At 66.9% G+C, this 19,816-nt stretch carries 11 protein-coding genes; 9 read left to right on the top strand and 2 right to left on the bottom strand.

Translation table 11 applies throughout. The features are described from left to right. Positions 1–4: 4 nt before the first annotated feature. Both JI746_RS12720 and fumC read right to left on the bottom strand, forming a co-directional pair. Positions 5–1,048 (bottom strand): ABC transporter substrate-binding protein, encoded by a 1,044-nt coding sequence (locus tag JI746_RS12720; protein WP_201689909.1) that lies wholly within the window; start codon positions 1,046–1,048, stop codon positions 5–7. Between the two features lie 259 nt (positions 1,049–1,307). Further along, on the bottom strand, positions 1,308–2,696 hold the full coding sequence (fumC, locus tag JI746_RS12715; RefSeq protein WP_201689907.1) for a class II fumarate hydratase: 1,389 nt from the start codon (positions 2,694–2,696) through the stop codon (positions 1,308–1,310). Positions 2,697–2,863: 167 nt separating this feature from the next. Between fumC and JI746_RS12710 the strand changes: the two genes are divergently transcribed. The 9 genes from JI746_RS12710 (at position 2,864) to murI (ending at position 19,605) form a co-directional block, all read left to right on the top strand. Next, entirely contained in the window at positions 2,864–3,244 is a 381-nt protein-coding gene (locus tag JI746_RS12710; protein WP_201689905.1) for a hypothetical protein, read from the top strand. A 242-nt stretch (positions 3,245–3,486) separates the two neighbouring features. Beyond that, positions 3,487–8,229, top strand: a complete 4,743-nt coding sequence (locus tag JI746_RS28200; RefSeq protein ID WP_330892994.1) for a cytochrome c peroxidase — start codon at positions 3,487–3,489, stop codon at positions 8,227–8,229. A 109-nt stretch (positions 8,230–8,338) separates the two neighbouring features. Beyond that, the gene (locus JI746_RS12700) at positions 8,339–8,983 is read left to right on the top strand and encodes a DM9 repeat-containing protein (RefSeq protein ID WP_201689903.1); all 645 of its coding nucleotides are present in this window, start codon (positions 8,339–8,341) and stop codon (positions 8,981–8,983) included. A 335-nt stretch (positions 8,984–9,318) separates the two neighbouring features. After that, complete coding sequence (locus JI746_RS12695) at positions 9,319–14,094, top strand: cytochrome c peroxidase (protein WP_201689902.1); 4,776 nt, start codon at positions 9,319–9,321, stop codon at positions 14,092–14,094. A 93-nt stretch (positions 14,095–14,187) separates the two neighbouring features. Beyond that, a complete protein-coding gene (locus JI746_RS12690; protein ID WP_236599781.1) occupies positions 14,188–14,841 on the top strand; it encodes a DM9 repeat-containing protein in 654 nt (217 codons plus the stop codon). Positions 14,842–15,090: 249 nt separating this feature from the next. After that, positions 15,091–15,561 carry a DoxX family protein gene (locus JI746_RS12685; protein ID WP_201689900.1) on the top strand — a complete coding sequence of 157 codons (471 nt, stop codon included), beginning with the start codon at positions 15,091–15,093 and terminating at the stop codon, positions 15,559–15,561. A gap of 177 nt (positions 15,562–15,738) precedes the next feature. After that, a complete protein-coding gene (locus JI746_RS12680) occupies positions 15,739–17,070 on the top strand; it encodes an exo-alpha-sialidase (protein ID WP_201689899.1) in 1,332 nt (443 codons plus the stop codon). Positions 17,071–17,179: 109 nt separating this feature from the next. Then, on the top strand, positions 17,180–18,730 hold the full coding sequence (locus JI746_RS12675) for a fumarate hydratase (protein WP_201689898.1): 1,551 nt from the start codon (positions 17,180–17,182) through the stop codon (positions 18,728–18,730). A gap of 47 nt (positions 18,731–18,777) precedes the next feature. Beyond that, positions 18,778–19,605 (top strand): glutamate racemase, encoded by an 828-nt coding sequence (gene murI / locus JI746_RS12670; RefSeq protein ID WP_201689896.1) that lies wholly within the window; start codon positions 18,778–18,780, stop codon positions 19,603–19,605. Positions 19,606–19,816: the final 211 nt, after the last annotated feature.

Here is a 19,816-nt window from a genome sequence, read left to right as displayed (position 1 = left end):
CCGCTCAGGTCCCGAAATACTCTTCGTATTTCTTCTTGATCGTTTCGGCTTCCAGCTTGGACGGGTCCGAGTTCAGCAGCTTGATCTGCGACAGCGGCACGCGCCCGGCCTTCTCCTTCACCTCCGGATGGAAGGAGCGCAGGCCGCCGACGTCGCTATTGAGCTGCTGCGCCTCCTTCGTGAACATGAAGTGGTAGAACAGCCTGGCCGCCTCGGGATGGGCGGCGTTCTTCAGGATCGCCGCATTGCCGATCACGAGGGGCGTGCCCTCCGGGGCGTAGACCGGCTCGATCGGCACCCCGCTTTCGCGCAGCAGGAACACGTTGTATTCGTTGCCGTCGGCCATCACCGGCCGCTCGCCCGCGGCGAGCTTCTTCGGCGGCTCGGTGGAGGACTGGACCTGCATGATCTTCTGCTTGCCCAGCTGCTCGAAGTACTTCCAGCCCAGGGGCGATTGCGACAGGGCCTGCGTGCCGGTCATGATCGTGCCGCTGTAGCCCGGGTGCGCCTTGACCATCTTGCCCGCCCACTTCGGGTCCAGCAGGTCGGCATGCGACTTCGGCGCCTGCTCCTTCGGCACGAGCTTGGTGTTGTAGGCGATCACCGAGAGGTGGGCGCGGTAGGCGGCGAACTGCCCGTCCGGATCCTTGTAGTCCTTGCCCCAGAACTTCGCCACGTCGCTGGGCACCGCGGGCTGCAGCCAGCCCTGCTTCTTGAAGTGCAGGAAGTGCACGGCGTCGGAGGTCTCGACGACGTCGGCGTTGTAGATCTTGCTGCCGTATTCCTGGTTGACGCGCTGGAAGATGCGTTCGGCACCCGAGCGCTCGACCTGCACCTTGATGCCCGGGTATTTCGCCTCGAAGGCGCGCGCGAGCTTCTCCGCGACCTGGACGTCGGTGGCCGAATACCACACGACCTTGCCCTCCTTCTGCGCGGCGGCCACGAGCTGCGGCGTGGCGTCATAGGGGGCGGGAGCTTGGGCCGAGGCCACACCCGGAGCGAGTGCGGCCGCGATCGCCAGCGCGGCGACGGCGGACTTGACGGACATGCAGGTCTCCTTGCTGCGGCTTCACGCTGGCCGCTGGGAGCCGATAGTGGAGACCGTTTTTCCAAGTGTCAACAGTTCAGACCATAACGTCGACAGCTCCTGCATACGGAAGGCGCAAGAGGAAACCCGAACAACCGAACAACCGAACGCAAAGGGCGCAAAGGTCTCGCAAAGGACGCAAAGAAGCCCTCGTCCCATTGGTTTTCCTTTTGCGCCTTTTGCGGAACCTTTGCGTCCTTTGCGTTCGGTTGTCCTGTCTTCAATCCCTCCCCACCATGTCCTCCGCGCGCACCCACTGGTCGAACTGTTCCGCCGTCACGTGGCCCGAGGCGATGGCGGCTTCGCGCAGGCTGGTGCCTTCCTTGTGCGCCTTCTTGGCGATCTGGGCGGCCTTGTCGTAGCCGATGTGGGGATTGAGCGCCGTCACCAGCATCAGCGAACGGTCCACCAGTTCCCGGATGCGTTCGCGGTTCGGCTCGATGCCGGCCGCGCAATGGTCGTTGAAGCTGCGCATGCCGTCGGCCAGCAGGCGCACGCTCTGCAGGAAGTTGTGCGCGATCATCGGCCGGAACACGTTCAGCTCGAAGTTGCCCGAGGCGCCGCCGAAATTGATCGCCACGTCGTTGCCGAACACCTGGCAGCACAGCATCGTCATCGCCTCGCTCTGCGTGGGATTGACCTTGCCGGGCATGATCGAGGAGCCGGGCTCGTTCTCCGGGATCGCGATCTCCCCGATGCCGCTGCGCGGGCCGCTCGCCAGCCAGCGGATGTCGTTGGCGATCTTCATCAGGCTCGCCGCCAGCGTCTTGAGCGCCCCGTGCGCGTGCACCAGCGCATCGGCCGCCGCCATCACCTCGAACTTGTTGGCGGCCGTCACCAGCGGCAGGCCGGTGAGCCGCGCCAGTTCCTCCGCCACCTTCTCGGCATAGCCCTGCGGCGCGTTCAGGCCGGTGCCCACCGCGGTGCCCCCCAGCGCCAGCTCGCACAGGTGCGGCAGCGTGCCGTGCAGGTGCCGGTCGGCCTGTTCGAGTTGGGCCACGTAGCCGGAGAACTCCTGGCCCAGCGTGAGCGGCGTGGCGTCCTGCAGGTGCGTGCGGCCGATCTTCACGATGTCCCGGAAGGCCTCGGCCTTCGTCGCCAGCGTGGCCCGCAGCTGCGCCAGCGCCGGCAGCAGCCGGTTGCGGATCGCGTCCACGGCGGCCAGGTGCATCGCCGTGGGGTACACGTCGTTGGACGACTGGCTCTTGTTCACATCGTCGTTCGGGTGGACCTTGCGCCCCTCCCCGCGGCTGCCCCCCAGCAGCTCGCTGGCGCGATTGGCCAGCACCTCGTTGACGTTCATGTTGGTCTGGGTGCCGGAGCCGGTCTGCCAGACCACCAGGGGAAACTCCTCCTGGTGGCCGCCCTGCAGCACTTCGTCGGCGGCGGCGACGATGGCGGCCGCCTTCTGCTGGTCCAGCAGGCCCAGCAGGTGGTTGACGACGGCCGACGAGCGCTTGATCTGCGCCAGCGCCCGGATGATCTCGCGCGGCTGGCGCTCGCCGGAGATGTCGAAGTTCTGCAGCGACCGCTGCGTCTGCGCGCCCCACAGGCGCTCGGCCGGGACCGCGATGGGCCCGAAGGTGTCGTGTTCGATGCGGGTGGCCATCCAGTCACCGTAGCAGCTTTGGCGCTACGCGTGGCCACCAGCCCTCGGGCCGCAGGCTGACGGCGATCAAACTGGAGACCCAGCTCATCCGTTTGAGGGTGGCTGGGCCCCGTGCCCGCGCCTACCGTGCTTCAATCGAGGCTCAGGGTGGAACCGTGGAAGAAGGCATGCGATCGTTGGGCCTATGTCCGTCCGGCGAGGCGGCGGTGCGCGCTGCGGCGGCGCTCACCCTGCTGCTGGCCCTGGCGGCCTGCGCCCAGGGCGAGATCCACCGCATTCCGCGCCAGCCGCATCCCACCTTCAGTCACGTCTCGAACCTCCCGCGCTCCCAGCGCGAGGCCGAGATGAACCGGCAGTGGCAGAACCAGCCGCTGGCGGCCCTGATGGACGCCTACGGCCGCCCGAAACTGGTCATAAACATCCCGGGCGGCGGCATGCCTCCCAGCTTCGCCGTGGTCTACGGCACGGACCCGACCACCGGCTGCATCGACGCGTTCGCAGTCAGCGCCGGCAGCCAGCCGGTGGTGCGCATCTATCACTGCCGCTGAGCCGATCGCGGGGAAACCCGTGCTCCTGGCTGAACCAGCCCGGCCGTGGGGCATTTTCCCCGCCCCTGGGGCCTCGCCTACCCAACCTCGGGCTGGATCGGAAACTATTCGGCACATAAGTGCCGTCGGGGAGGCACTTTGGCACCTCTCCTTACGTCTTACGGTTGGCACGCCCTATGCACGTTTGGTTGCAAATAGGAGCGAGGACCATGAAGAGGAGCCGATTTCCCGGAGTCTTGACCGTGTTCAAGGCCACCGCGTTGTTCATTGGGGTTGCCGGGGCACTCGCCACGCAGGCGGGTGCCCTGGATTATTTCGGAGCGCCCCCAGCCGATGATCCTTCCGCTTACCGCGACCCGCCGCCGGATGCCGACGCCGCGCTGAAGTCGCTGTATTCGTTGCCGGAGACCAACCTCGGGGCCTACGCGCTGCCGGGAGGCAAGTTCAGCGACCGGGTCGAACAGCGCGCCGACAACGTGCTGCCGCCCTCGCTCCAGAGCTCGATCATGTACCCGACCAACGGCTACGCCAGCCCCTTGTTCGGGGCCCAGCCCTGGACGCAGAAACTCCTGATGTTCGAGGAGTTCGGGCCCGAGAAGCTGGATTCGAACGCCGAGGCCGGCACGATGCCGCTGCCCCTGCCCACCACCGGCGCGGCACCGGAACAGGACCCAGGCGACGTGTTCAGCAGCAGCCCTGCGAGCACGTCGCTCGACGGCTTCCTGAAGCAGCCGGGCCTCTTCCCCTTCCCCACGCGGCAGGCCAACGCCACGGCCCTGAACCCGTGGAAGTCGCTCGTCGAGACCTTCCTCGAGCGCGCCCTGGACAAGCCGCCGGCCGAAGGCCGCCCGCCGGGTGAAGGCTGGGCCCACCAGCGCTGGAACGAGTTCTACCCGCAGAACTTCTTCAAGACCGTGCAGGCCGGTGCGCGCACCAACGGCGGCACCCGCGACAGCAAGCAGCTGCACCAGTACAAGTACGGCGAGTTCGGTCCCGGCGGCCTGTACTACAACACCACCGGCCTGCCCGGTTTCGACGGCACGACCAAGGGGATCCCGATCAAGATCCACCCGAACATGCCGGTGCAGAACCACAACTCGGTGTGGACCTTCGACGGCACCCTGCCGCCCAAGCTGCTCATGGCCCGCTACGGCCAGCCGATCCTGATGCGGCACTACAACGCGCTGCCGGTCGATCCGGGCGCCAACCGCGGGTTCGGCCTGCACACCATCACCACCCACGAACACAACGGCCACAACCCGGCGGAAAGCGACGGCTTCGCCAACGCCTTCTTCTTCCCCGGCCAGTTCTACGACTACCGCTGGCCGCTGCAGCTCGCGGGCTACGACACCATCAACACCTCCGCCACCGATCCGCGCGCGGGCTTCCCGTGCTCGCCCGGCGAGACGCTGTGGGTGAACGACGCCACCCCGGGCGTCAAGACGTGCCAGAACGGCAAGATCGCGATCCGCGGGGACTGGCGCGAGACCATGTCGACCCACTGGTTCCATGACCACATGGTCGATTTCACGGCGCAGAACGTCTACAAGGGCAACGCCGTGATGATGAACTACTACTCGGCGCTCGATCGCGGCAACGAGGCCATCGACGACGGCGTGAACCTGCGCATGCCCTCCGGCTCCGCGATGCCCTGGGGCAACCGCGACTACGACGTCAACCTGGTGCTGGCCGACAAGGCCTGGGACCAGGAGGGCCAGCTGTGGTTCAACCCCTTCAACACCGACGGCTTCCTGGGCGACCGGGTGACCGTGAACTGGCAGTGGGCGCCGACGCTCGACGTGCGGGCGCGCCGCTACCGTTTCCGGATGCTGAACGGCTCCGTCTCGCGCTACTTCACGTGGGCCCTGGTGCGCGAGTGCGCCGGTGAGACCGCCTGCCCGATGCCTGGCGCCGCCGGCTCCGGCGTGTCCTACGCCCGCGTGCCCTTCCACATGGTCGCCAACGACGGCAACATCCTGGAGCATGCGGTTCCGTTCGACGGCTCCATGGACCTCGATCGCGACGGCGAGCTGAACGACCACAACGCGATCCTGCCGACGCAGGCGATCGCCGAGCGCTACGACATCGTGGTGGACTTCGCCAGGCACGGCATCCAGCCGGGCGACAAGGTCTTCCTGGTCAACATCAAGGAACACGCCGACGGCAAGGGCAGCAAGCGCGACGTGCCCCTGGCCGAAGTGCTCTCCGGCGCCTACCAGGCCGTGACCAAGACGGACTCCAACGGCAAGCAGGTCTGGGACAAGGGCGACCCGGCCGTCGGCAAGGCGCTCGAGATCCGCGTGCAGGCCTACACCGGCACCGACCTGAGCATGGACCCGTCCGAATACGAGCCGGCCAAGGCCACCAAGCCCGCCGGCAAGAAGATGATCCCGCTGTGGCTCGATCGCGCCAACCCGGCCGACCGGCAGAAGCTGATGGACGCGCGTCGCCGCGACTTCCACTTCGGCCGCTCCAACGGCACCGACCTGGCACCGTGGACGATCAAGACCGACGGCGGCGCCGGCTTCGGCGCCGACACGCGCCGCATCTCCGCCGCCCCGCAACTGGCCAACGGCCCCACGGACGCGGGCTACAGCGGCGACGGCACGCTCGAAGTGTGGACGCTCAGCACCGGCGGCGGCTGGGGCCACCCCGTGCACGTGCACTTCGAGGAAGGCATCATCCTCAAGCGCGGCGGCAAGGAACCGCCGGAATGGGAGAAGTGGGCGCGCAAGGACGTCTACCGCATCGGCTCCGAGGAGGACAGCACCTCCAGCGTCGAACTGGCCATCCATTTCCGCGAGTTCGCCGGCACCTACGTGGAGCACTGCCACAACACGCAGCACGAAGACAGCTCCATGCTGCTGCGCTGGGACATCGAGCACCCGGGCCAGCACCAGCTGATGCCCACGCCGCTGCCCACCTGGGATGGCGTGACCTATGCGCCGTCCGTGGGACTGCCCACCTACCACACCGGCCTGGGCTCCATGAACGCCCCGCGCCTGCCGCCCGCCAACATCGAGACCTTCGGCGCCATCATCCGCCCCGAGGTCCGCGAGCCGGCGATTCCGCTGCCCCAGATGTCGCTCAAGACCGTGCCGGTGCCGCAGCCGTCGGACATCGAGCTGGGTGAGTTCGTCATCAACAGGGAAGCCGCCATCGCCCTGGGCAAGGCGCTGTTCTGGGACACCCGCGTCGGCAGCGACAACAAGACCGCCTGCGCCTCCTGCCACTTCAGCGCCGGCGCCGACAAGCGCGTGAAGAACCAGGTCAACCCGGGCACCCAGCGCATGACGAAGGACCTGCAACTGCCCGACCCGGACTTCACCTTCCAGCTGATGCCCGGCCCCAACTACCAGCTGCAGCCGACCGACTTCCCGCTGACGAAGTTCCGTGCGGGCACCGCGGGCAACAACCCGTCCAACCGCATCGACATCAACGACGTGACCTCCTCGCAAGGTTCGTTCAACGGCGACTTCGTGGACGTGGCGCCGGACAACAAGAAGGGCACCGAGATGACCGAGACGTGCACCTACACGCTGGACCCCGACGCCTTCCACTACGGCGCGGTCAACACGCGCCAGGTGCAGGCCCGCAACGCGCCCACGGTGATCAATGCGGCCTTCAACTTCCGCAACTTCTGGGATGGCCGGGCCAAGAACATCTACAACGGCGGCGATCCCTTCGGCCCGCACAACCCGAACGCCCTGGTGTGGAAGATCCAGGACGGCCGCATGCAACAGGTGAAGGTGACCTTGCCGACCTCCGCACTGGCATCGCAGGCCTCCGGCCCGGCGCTGTCGGAAACGGAAATGAGCTGCGCCAGCCGCACCTTCGCCCAACTCGGGCAGAAGATGCTCGGCATGCGCATCCTGGCCAACCAGGTGATCTCGCCCACCGACAGCGTGCTGAGCAAGTTCGTGACCGACCGGAACAACCCGCCCAAGTACCGCGACCTGGTGGAGAAGGCCTTCAATCCGGCCTACTGGATGTGGCCCACGGTGGACATCACCGAGAAGGACGCCAAGAAGATCGCTTCCATGGACCTGAAGAAGAAGGCGAAGAAGGCCAAGAAGTTCAAGTTCACCACCGGCCAGATGGAAGCCAACTTCTCCCTGTTCTTCGCGCTGTCCATCCAGCTGTACGAGCAGACGCTGATCTCCGATGATTCGCGCTTCGACCAGTGGGCCTCGGGCAACACGGGCGTGATGACGGAGAGCGAGAAGCGCGGCTTCGACATCTTCAACAACAAGGGCCTGTGCCAGTTCTGCCACGTCGGCGCCGAGTTCACGGCCGCGTCCTTCCGCAACGTGACGGAGGTGCGCCTGGAGCGGATGGACATGCGCAACGGGTCGACCCGCACCTATGACAGCGGCTTCTACAACATCGGGGTGCGTCCCACCCACGAGGACCTGGGCCTCGGCGCCCGCGGCCCCTGGGGCAACCCGTTCTCCGAGAGCCTGTTCATGACGGAAGCCCTGGACAAGGACGCCGCCGCCGAGCAGCTGGGTAACGGCTTCAAGGCCTGGCAGTACCTGATCCCGGAGCGCTCGAGCGAGGTGAACGTGGCGGGTGCCTTCAAGGCGCCGACCCTGCGCAACGTGGAACTGACCGGCCCGTACTTCCACAACGGCGGCAAGGCCACGCTGATGCAGGTGATCGACCACTACGACCGGGGCGGCGACTTCGGGCAGGACAACGTGGCGAACCTCTCGCCGGCGATCATCCCCCTGGGCCTCACGGAGCAGGAGAAGGTCGACCTCGTGAGCTTCCTGCTGTCGCTGACCGATGACCGCGTGCGGATGGAACGCGCTCCCTTCGACCACCCGTCGATCTGCGTGCCCAACGGCCACGTGCAGTCCTCGCTGACTTCGCCCACGGGCCTGAATGCGGCGGACGACATGATGTGCCTGGACGCCGTGGGCTCCGGTGGACGCACCGCGCCGATCACGCCCTTCATGGACCTGTCGCCGTACCAGCACTGACGGCATGCGGCCGCCGGCGCGCGCCATGCGCAGCCGGCCGCCGCCGACCTCCCGGCCTGGTGGCCGGACTCATTTGTCTAGATTCGATTTGGAGACAGTCATGCGCTTGATGGAACGGACTCTCGCAGGGGTTCTCGTCTTCCTGGCTTCCGGCCTGGCGTGCGCCGACGGCCTGCAGTGGGTGGCCAAGGACACCCCCGCGACCCTGGTGGCGGGCGGCGGCAGCGATGCCCTTTCCTTCCACGTCTGCCGCGCCGACCTGGGCAACGGCGTCGTGGTGCCCGGCAAGTTCTGGACGAGCGGCGCCAGCGGCGGCGAGTGCCGCATCGCCCTCGACGGCCAGGAACGCGGCCTCGCCGCCTTCGAGGTGCTGGCGCAGCGCAGCATCGCCGAGGCCAGCTACGCCTGGGTACCGGGCCACGCCATGAGCTACCCGCAGCGTTCGCTGATCGGCGGCAAGGCGGCCGATGGCGAGCCGCTGCTCGTGTGCGCCGCGGTGCATGCAGCCGACGGCAGCGTGCATCCCGGCTACATCCACGACGAGAACTGCGTGTATGGCAAGGATGGCGGCCAGTTCACGTCCGCCAACTACGTGGTCCTCGCGACCAACGACGCCGGCGTGCCGACCACCGAGAGCGCGCAGCCGGCCACCGAAGGCTTCGATCCGGGCAGCATCCTCGCCTCGGCCGGAGTGGCAGCCCTGTGCGCGAGCAAGGAAGGCAGCTGCATGCGCTCGCTGCCGGACGACTATTGACCAGGCGCAGGGGCATGTCCCCAGGCTGGCGGCAATGCACGGGGGCTTCGGCCTCCGTTTTTCTTGGTTCCTCGTTTGATTGGCAAGGTCTGGAAACTCTGTGCCCAGGCAGCGCCTAAAGACAATCGACGCTCATTCTTTCGCCTGACAGCCCGCCGCCAGCCCGTTCGTGGGTGTTTGTCCCCACTGCTGGGGAGCGGCACCCCATCCTTGGGGAAAACTTTCCGGCTCGCTCGGCACTTTGGTGCCGTTTTTCCGGAACCTTTGTACCAGTCCTTCCGGCACCCCGATCGGCACGTCCCGTGCACGTTTGCTTGCAATTAGGAGGGCAGACGATGAAGAGGAGACTTGGCCGGACCTTGGCCGTGTTCAAGGCCAGCGCGCTGTGTCTGGGGGTTGTCGGGGCGCTCGCCACGCAGGCGGGCGCCCTCGACTATTTCGGGCCGCCCCCGGCCACCGACCCATCCGCGTACCGCGATCCGCCACCGGACGGCGATGCGGCGCTGAAGTCGCTGTACTCGCTGCCCGAAACGAACCTGGGCTCCTACGAACTCCCCAACCGCAAGTACAGCGGCCGCGAGCAACAGCGCGAGGGGAACATGCTGCCGCCCGACGTCCAGTCCTCGGTCATGTACCCGACCAATGGCTACGCCAGCCCCCTGTTCGGCGCGCAGCCCTGGACGCAGAAGCTCCTGATGTTCGAGGAGTTCGGTTCCGAGAAGCTCGATCCGGGCGTGCAGGCAGGCACGCTGCCCTTCCCCCTTCCCAGCACCGGCGCCGCCCCGGAACAGGACCCTGCCAACCTGTATCGCAGCGGTCCCTCGGGCACTTCGCTCGACGGCTTCCTGAAGCAGCCCGGCATCTTTCCGTTCCCCACGCGCCTGGCCAACACCAGTTCGCCGAACCCGTGGCAGTCGAAGGTCGAGGAATTCCTGCAGCGCGCGCTGGACAACCCGCCGGCCGAAGGCCGTCCGCCCGGTGAAGGCTGGGCCCACCAGCGCTGGAACGAGTTCTACCCGCAGTCCTTCTTCAAGACGGTGCAGGCGGGCGCGCGCGTCAACGGCGGCCTGCGTGACGCCAGCCAGCTGCACCAGTACAAGTACGGCGAGTTCGGACCCGGCGGGCTGTACCACAACACCACCGGCCTGCCCGGCTTCGACGGCACGACCAGGGGCATCACGGTCCAGATCCACCCGAACATGCCGGTGCAGGACCACAACGCCGTCTGGACCTTCGACGGCACCTTCCCGCCCAAGCTGCTGATGGCGCGCTACGGCCAGCCGATCCTCATGCGCCACTACAACGCACTGCCGATCGACCCTGCCGCCAACCGCGGGTTCGGCCTGCACACCATCACCACGCACGAACACAACGGCCACAACCCCGGCGAAAGCGACGGCTTCGCCAACGCCTTCTTCTTCCCCGGCCAGTTCTACGACTATCGCTGGCCGCTGCAACTGGCCGGCTACGACTCGATCAATACCACGGCCAGCGAGCCGAAGGCCGGCTTCCCCTGCTCGCCCGGCGAGACCCTGTGGGTCAACGACGCGAACCCCGGCGTGAAGACCTGCCAGAACGGCCGCATCAACATCCGCGGCGACTGGCGCGAGACGATGTCCACGCACTGGTTCCACGACCACATGGTCGATTTCACGGCGCAGAACGTCTACAAGGGCAATGCGACGATGATGAACTACTACTCGGCGCTGGACCGCGGCAACGAGGTGCTGAACGACGGCGTCAACCTGCGCCTGCCCTCCGGCTCCGCCATGCCCTGGGGCAACCGCGATTACGACGTCAACCTCGATGTCGGGGACAAGGCCTGGGACAAGGACGGCCAGCTCTGGTTCAACCCCTTCAACACCGACGGCTTCCTGGGTGACCGCGTCACGGTGAACTGGCAATACGCGCCCTATCTCGACGTGCGGGCGCGGCGCTACCGCTTCCGGATCCTGAACGGCTCCGTTTCGCGCTACTTCACCTTCGCGCTGGTGCGCCAGGTGCAGGGCACGGGCGGTGAAATGCCCGGCCCGGCCGGCTCCGGCGTCTCGTACGCCCGCGTGCCCTTCCACATGGTCGCCAACGACGGCAACATCCTGGAGCACGCCGTTCCCTTCGACGGCTCCATGGACCTGGACCAGGACGGCTACCTCAACGACCACAAGGGGCAGCTGCCCACGATGGCCGTCGCCGAGCGCTACGACATCGTGGTCGATTTCGCCAGGCACGGCATCCAGCCCGGCGACAAGCTGTACCTGGTGAACGTGAAGGAGCACAACGACGGCAAGGGCAGCAAGCGCGACGTGCCGCTGGCCGAAGTGCTCTCCGGCGAGTACCAGGCCGTGATCAAGACGGACTCCGACGGCCAGCAGAAATGGGACAACGGCGATCCCGCCGTCGGCATGCTGATGGAACTGCGCGTGCAAACCTACGCCGGCACCGACCAGAGCATGGACCCGCGCGAGTACGAGCCCGCCAAGCCGAACCAGGCCGCCGGCAAGAAGATGATCCCGCTGTGGCTCGATCGCGCGAACCCGGCCGATCGGCAGAAGCTGATGAACGCGCGCCGCCGCGACTTCCACTTCGGTCGCTCCAACGGCACCGACCTGGCACCCTGGACGATCAAGACCGACGGCGGCGCCGGCTTCGCCACGGACCTGCGCCGCATCTCCGCCGCCCCGCAACTGGCCAGCGGCCCGAGCGATGCCGGCTTCAGCGGCGACGGCACCCTGGAAGTGTGGACCATCAACACGGGCGGCGGCTGGGGCCACCCCATCCACGTGCACTTCGAGGAAGGCATCATCCTCAAGCGCGGCGGCAAGGAGCCGCCGGAGTGGGAGAAGTGGGCGCGCAAGGACGTCTACCGCATCGGCAACGAGGATGACAGCACCTCCAGCGTCGAACTGGCCATCCAGTTCCGCGAGTTCGCCGGCACCTACGTGGAGCACTGCCACAACACGCAGCACGAGGACACCTCCATGCTGCTGCGCTGGGACGTGGAGCACCCGGGCCAGCACCAGCTGATGCCCACCCCGCTGCCCACCTGGGACGGCGTGACCTATGCGGCCTCCGCGGCGCTGCCGACGGCGCGCAGCGGCCTGGGTTCGATGCTGGCGCCGCGCCTGCCGCCGGCCAACATCGAGACCTACGGCGCCATCATCCGCCCCGAGGTCCGCGAGCCGGCCATCCCGCTGCCCCTGATGTCCCTGAAGACCGTGCCCGTGCCGGGACCGACGGACGCAGAACTCGGCGACCTGATCGTCGACAAGGAAGCGGTCATCGCGCTGGGCAAGGCGCTGTTCTGGGACACCCGCGTGGGCAGCGACAACAAGACCGCCTGCGCCTCCTGCCACTTCAGCGCCGGCGCCGATCGCCGCGTGAAGAACCAGGTGAACCCCGGCACCCAGCGCATGACGAAGGACCTGCAACTGCCCGACCCGGACTTCACCTTCCAGCTGATGCCCGGCCCCAACTACCAGCTGCAGCCGACCGACTTCCCGCTGACGAAGTTCCGTGCCGGGACCACGGGCAACAGCCCGTCCAACCGCATCGACATCAACGATGTGGCCTCCTCGCAAGGGTCGTTCAACGGCGACTTCGTGGACGTGGCGCCCGCGGACAAGAAGAGCACGGAGATGATCGAGACGTGTACCTACACGCTGGATGGCGACGCCTTCCACTACGGCGCGGTCAACACGCGCCAGGTGCAGCCGCGCAACGCCCTGTCCGTGATCAACGCCGCGTTCAACTTCCGCAACTTCTGGGACGGCCGCGCGACCAACACGTTCAACGGCGGCGACCCGTTCGGCCCGCACAACCCGAACGCGCTGGTCTGGAAGATCCAGGACGGCCTCATGCAGCAGGTCAAGGTGGCCCTGCCGTCCTCCGCGCTGGCATCGCAGGCGGTCGGCCCGGCGCTGTCGGAAACGGAAATGAGCTGCGCCAGCCGCACCTTCGCCCAACTCGGGCAGAAGATCCTCGGCACCCCCATCCTGGCCAACCAGGTGATCTCGCCCACCGACAGCGTGCTGGGCAAGTTCGTGGCCGACGGGAAGAACAACCCGCCCAAGTACCGCGACCTGGTGCAGAAGGCCTTCAACCCGGCCTACTGGATGTGGCCCACGGTGGACATCAGCGAGAAGGACGCCAAGAAGATCGCTTCCATGGACCTGAAGAAGAAGAAGGCCAAGAAGCCCAAGAAGTTCAAGTTCACCACCGGCCAGATGGAAGCGAACTTCTCCCTGTTCTTTGCCCTGGCCATCCAGGCCTACGAGCAGACGCTGATCTCGGACGACGCGCGCTTCGACCAGTGGGCCGCCGGCGACAAGACGATCATGACCGACAGCGAGAAGCGCGGCTTCGATGTCTTCAACAACAAGGGCCTCTGCCAGTTCTGCCACATCGGTGCGGAGTTCACCGCGGCCTCCTTCCGCAACGTCACGGAAGTGCGGCTGGAGCGGATGGACATGCGCAACGGCGGGACGCGCACCTATGACAGCGGCTTCTACAACATCGGCGTGCGTCCCACGCACGAGGACCTGGGCCTCGGCGCCCGCGGCCCCTGGGGCAACCCGTTCTCCGAGAGCCTCTTCATGACGGAAGCCCTCGACAAGGATGCGGCGGCGGCCAAGCTGGGCAACGACTTCTTCGCCTGGCAGTACATGATCCCGGAGCGGGCGAACCAGGTGAACGTCGCCGGCGCATTCAAGGCGCCCAGCCTGCGCAACGTGGAACTGACCGGCCCGTACTTCCACAACGGCGGCAAGGCCACGCTGATGCAGGTGATCGACCACTACGACCGGGGCGGCGACTTCGGCCAGGACAACGCGGCCAACCTCTCGCCGGCGATCATCCCCCTGGGCCTGACGGAGCAGGAGAAGGTCGACCTCGTGAGCTTCCTGCTGTCGCTGACCGACGACCGCGTGCGGATGGAGCGGGCCCCGTTCGACCACCCGTCGATCTGCGTGCCCAACGGCCACGTGCAGTCCTCGCTGACCTCGCCCACGGGCCTGAATGCGGCGGACGACATGATGTGCCTGGATGCCGTGGGCTCCGGTGGACGCACCGCGCCGATCACGCCCTTCATGGACCTGTCGCCGTACCAGCACTGACGCAATGCGGCGGCCGGCTTCCCCCGACGAGGGAACCGGCCGCCGCGGACTGCGGCCCAACGTTATTTGTCTAGATTGGATTTGGAGACAGTCATGCGCTTGATGCAACGGACTCTCGCAGGGGTTCTCGTCTTCCTGGCTTCCGGCCTGGCCTGCGCCGACGGCCTGCAGTGGGTGGCCAAGGACACCCCCGCGACCCTGGTGGCGGGCGGCGGCAGCGATGCCCTTTCCTTCCACGTCTGCCGCGCCGACGTGGGCAACGGCGTCGTGGTGCCCGGCAAGTTCTGGACGAGCGGCGCCAGCGGCGGCGAGTGCCGCATCGCCCTCGACGGCCAGGAACGCGGCCTCGCCGCCTTCGAGGTGCTGGCGCAGCGCAGCATCGCCGAGGCCAGCTACGCCTGGGTGCCGGGCCACGCCATGAGCTACCCGCAGCGTTCGCTGATCGGAGGCAAGGCCGCCGATGGCGAGCCGCTGCTCGTGTGCGCCGCAGTGCACGCGGCCGACGGCAGCGTGCACCCGGGCTACATCCACGACGAGAACTGCGTGTATGGCAAGGATGGCGGCCAGTTCACGTCCGCCAACTACGTGGTCCTCGCGACCAACGACGCCGGCGTGCCGACCACGGAGAGCGCGCAACCGGCCACGGAAGGCTTCGATCCGGGCAGCATCCTCGCCTCGGCCGGAGTGGCGGCCCTGTGCGCGAGCAAGGAAGGCAGTTGCCTGCGCTCGCTGCCCGACAACTATTGACGAGGGGGTGGGACGCCGGCACCCGCAGGACTGCCGGCACTGAAACGGGGGCGAAGTCAGCCCCCGTTTTCTTTGCCGCAACGTCGCCCGCTGGGGAGCGCAAGTCAGAAGCAGCGCGTGAGAAATTGACGGTCGAAGTGTCGCCGGCGAGCCCAGCCCATTCCAATTGACTCGCATCAACCGGAACGCCACGCGGCCGACTAGATTGAATGCATAGCAAACGGCAACAACACTGAAAGGACCCCCATCATGTTGACGCTTACCAGGGACGACTTCCGCATCCGCGCTGCCAGCTTCGACCTCTCCAAGACGCACAACCTGCTGCGCATCATGGTCGGCGCGCTGATGTTCCCGCATGCTGCTTCGAAGTTCGCGGCCGGCGGCCTGAGCGCCGGGACCGTGGGCTTCTTCGCGAAGGCCGGTATCCAGCCCGCCGAATTCATGGTGGGTTTCGCCGCCTTCTCCGAGATCCTGATCGGCGTCCTGCTGGTCCTCGGCCTGTGCACGCGCTTTTCCGGCATCGCCGCCGCCGCGGTCCTCGCGATCGCCAGCTACGCGGTCGTGACGGTCAAGGGCCTGGGCTGGACGTGGAACACCGGCGGCATCGAATACAACGTGTTCTGGGCGGCTTGCGGCCTGCTGGTCGCGATCGACGCCTGGAAGGAATACGCGAAGACCACGCGTCCCCCGCTGCGCGCGTATCGCCCCGCGCACGCCTGAGCCTCCTTCCTCCTTGCAGGGCGCCTTCGGGCGCCCTTTCGCATGTAGCGCCTGTCGCGGATCACCAACGACAACACGCGCTATTGCGCTTGCCGGCGGTGATCCTCTCGTCGCTTGATATAGGTGAAAACCCGACCCTCCTGAGAAACCTAACCTCGAGGCTTCACAGGAGGATGCATGCTAACGACCCGGCGCAAACTGACCGCGCTTTTCCTCGCGGCCACCATCGCCGGCTGTGGCGGGGGAAGCGAGAGCTCGTCGCCGGCGGGAACGACTTCCACCGCGGCGCCCGCGGCGCTTTCCGTGCCGCCACAGACAGTTGCACCGGCGGCACTTTCCGTGCCGCCGCAGTCGATCCCGCCGGCGGTGGTTTCCGTGCCGCAGCAGACCGTTTCGACGGTGCCGGCGGAGACAGACCCCTCACCCCCGCCGGACGGCTCGCATGTCTTGCTGGACCTGCCCCTCAGCGGCAAGGATCCCGCGCGGATCGACTACCAGGCGCTGCCCGCACTGGGTGGCACGCACGCCCTTGTCAGTCCGATCGATAGCGCTCGCACGTTCCAGCTTCACAGCTATCTGACCCACCATGACGGCATGTTCTGGGCAATGTGGAGCCACGGCGTGCCTGGAGATACCCCAGGTCCGCTGGAGGACGAGCCCGGTCAGGAGGTACTTTATTCCACAAGCAAGGACGGCGTGAACTGGGGCCCCGCGCGCACCTTGTCGGGCGCGCCGCGAGACGGTTATGCATTCATTGCACGAGGATTCTGGATTCGCAACGGCGAGTTGCTGGCGTTGGCCGCGAACTTCAAGGGCAAGGGTGCGTTCGGCGTCAACAAGGATCTGCAGTTGCAGGCGTTCGCGTGGGATCGCGACACTCGGGAATGGCGCTTGCGCGAGACCCTTTACCGCGACGCCATCAACAACTTTTCACCGGAACGCCTGGCCTCCGGCGAGTGGCTGATGTCAAGGCGGGATACGCGCTACAACGTCTACATGCTGGCGGGCGGCGACGCGTCGATCGGCGACTGGCTTTCGATACCGGTCGTGAAGCGGCTGGAAGTCCCCGGTTTCGTCCCCGACGAGCCGATCTGGTGGGAACAGGGCGACAGCAGCCTCGTATCGCTCTTTCGGGACAACGCCGAATCCAAGCGAATCTTCTTCAGCACCTCCAATGATTCGGCACGGACCTGGACGATGCCCGTCAAGACGAACTTCCCAAACGCAACGAGCAAGTTGTTTGCTCTGAAGACAGGCACCGGGTGCCGGGTCCTGATCTTGAACGCGAACCCGGGCGTTGGCCGGCGAGACCTGCACCTTGCAACCTCCCAGGATGGACTGGTGTTCCGTCAGCTGTATTCGCTGTCGATTCCATCGCCCATTTCAACGCTCCAGTACCCTCACGCCATCGAGTACGACAACGCGCTGTACATCACGTTCTCGCGTGGCAAGTCGTCGATCGAACTCCTGCGGGTGCCATTGACCGGCGAACTGGCCCAATGTCGATGAGAAGATCCCTCCGAGCGTGCCGCGGCGTCCGCAAGCGCGCTGGCGAGAAGCCTTGCCGGATAGCGTCTGAGATAATCATCCGAGGCCCCTCTTTACCCTTCCCCGAGACATGACGACCATCCAGGCAGCCGATCTGATCGAATCCGTCGCCGCGGCGCTGCAGTACATCTCGTACTACCACCCCGCCGACTACATCGCCCACCTCGCCCGCGCCTACGAGCGCGAACAGAGTCCGGCGGCGAAGGACGCGATCGCGCAGATCCTCACCAACAGCAAGATGAGCGCGACGGGCCACCGGCCGATCTGCCAGGACACCGGCATCGTCAACGTGTTCCTCAAGATCGGGATGGATTGCCGGCTGGAAGGCTTCAGCGGCAGCCTGGAGGACGCCGTCAACGAAGGCGTGCGCCAGGGCTACCTGCACCCGGAGAACACGCTGCGCGCCTCGGTGGTCGCCGACCCGCAGTTCGAGCGCAAGAACACGAAGGACAACACGCCCGCCGTCGTCAACGTCGAACTCGTGCCGGGCAACAAGGTGGAAGTGACGGTCGCCGCCAAGGGCGGCGGCAGCGAGAACAAGAGCAAGATGGTCATGCTCAACCCGAGCGACTCGATCGTCGACTGGGTGCTCAAGACGGTGCCGACCATGGGCGCCGGCTGGTGCCCGCCCGGCATGCTGGGCATCGGCATCGGCGGCACCGCGGAAAAGGCGGTGCTGCTGGCCAAGGAAGCGCTGATGGAAGACGTGGACATGTACGAGCTGCAGGCGAAGTCCGCCCGCGGCGAGAAGCTGTCGAAGGTCGAGGAAATGCGCCTGGAGCTGCACGAGAAGGTCAACGCACTGGGCATAGGCGCGCAGGGCCTCGGCGGCCTGACCACCGTCCTCGACGTGAAGATCAAGATGTTCCCCTGCCATGCAGCAGGCAAGCCGGTGGCGATGATCCCGAACTGCGCCGCCACGCGCCACGCGCATTTCGAGCTCGATGGTTCGGGCCCGGCCTACATCGATCCGCCCAGCCTGGACCTGTGGCCGAAGATCGACTGGGCACCGGACACCCAGAAGAGCAAGCGCGTCGACCTGAACACGCTGACGAAGGAAGAGATCGCCACCTGGAAGGCCGGCCAGACCCTGCTCCTGAACGGCAAGATGCTGACGGGCCGCGACGCCGCGCACAAGCGCATCCAGGACATGCTGGCGAAGGGCGAGCCACTGCCGGTGGACTTCACCAACCGCGTCATCTACTATGTCGGCCCGGTCGACCCGGTGGGCGACGAGGTGGTGGGCCCGGCCGGCCCGACGACCTCCACCCGCATGGACAAGTTCACCGACATGATGCTGGCGCAGACCGGCCTGATCGGCATGATCGGCAAGTCCGAGCGCGGGCCGGAGGCGATCGAGGCGATCCGGCAGCACAAGGCGGCCTACCTGATGGCCGTCGGCGGCGCGGCCTACCTCGTCTCCAAGGCGATCAAGAAGTCGAAAGTGCTGGGCTTCGCCGACCTGGGCATGGAAGCGATCTACGAGTTCGACGTGGTCGACATGCCGGTGACGGTGGCGGTGGACGCCCACGGCACCAGCGTCCACACCACCGGGCCGACCGAGTGGTCCAAGCGGATCGCGACCGGCGAATTCAGGAAGATTCCTGTCGCTGCCGCCTGAAACTGTCTCACAAGAACCGCCGGGTTCCCCGCCGTAGAGTTGCCTGAATGGACCGCGATCGACCCATCGGCGTATTTGACAGCGGGGTAGGAGGGCTCAGCATCCTGCGGGCCCTCCGGGCCGAGCTCCCCCGGGAGGATTTCGTCTATTTCTCCGACGCGGGGCACGCACCTTACGGGGAGAAGGGCGAGGCCTTCGTCTCCAACCGCTCGCTGGAGATCGCGGTCGACCTGCTGGAGCAGCACCGCATCAAGGGCCTGGTGGTCGCCTGCAACACCGCCACGGCGGCCGCGGTGCACCTGCTGCGCGCGCGCCACACGCGGCTGCCGGTGGTGGGCGTCGAGCCGGCGCTCAAGCCCGCCGCGGCCCTGTCCAAGACCGGCCGCGTGTGCGTCCTCGCCACCCGCGGCACCCTGTCGTCCGCCAAGTTCCACGGCCTGCTCACCTCCCTGCGTGACCAGGCCGATTTCGTCCTGGTGCCTTGCGACGGCCTCGCTGCCGCCATCGAGTCCGGCGACGAGGTCGCGATCCGCGAACTGTGCCGCCGCTACACGGTGGAAGTCTGCTGCTTCGGCACCGGCCCCGGCGAGATCGACACCCTGGTCCTGGGTTGCACCCACTATCCCTTTGCCGCGGAGATCTTCCGCGAGCTGCTCGGGCCCTCCATCGGGCTGGTGGAAACCGGCCAGCCCGTCGCCCGCCACACGCGGCGCCTGCTGGAAGCCCAGGGCCTGCTGAACCCGCAGGGCAGCGGCCAGGTGCACTGGCGCACCACCGGCTCCACGGAGGCGTTGCGGACGGCGGTGCGCCGCTGGCTGGAGCCCGGCACGCCCGCGCCGGCCGAAACTCCCCCGCCCCTGCGGCTGGCGGCCTGAAGCAAGGCCTTTTCGGGCCCTCCCCGCCCCCCTTCTCCCCAACCTTGGTGGGGGAGCGCCGTGCGCTTCCCCAGCATTGGGGGAATTCTACCCGCGCCCAGGCACCAAAGTGCCGGCCACACGGCACCTGCGGATGGTCCGCTATTTGCGTAACGTTTGATACACACCGGCACACATGTCCCGATCAGGTCGCGGGACGGAGGCACGAAAG

The sequence above is a fragment of the Ramlibacter alkalitolerans genome (genome assembly GCF_016722765.1).
GTDB lineage: Bacteria > Pseudomonadota > Gammaproteobacteria > Burkholderiales > Burkholderiaceae_C > Ramlibacter > Ramlibacter alkalitolerans.
Note: the sequence above shows the minus strand (reverse complement) of the source record. Positions and strands in the feature narration are given on the sequence as shown.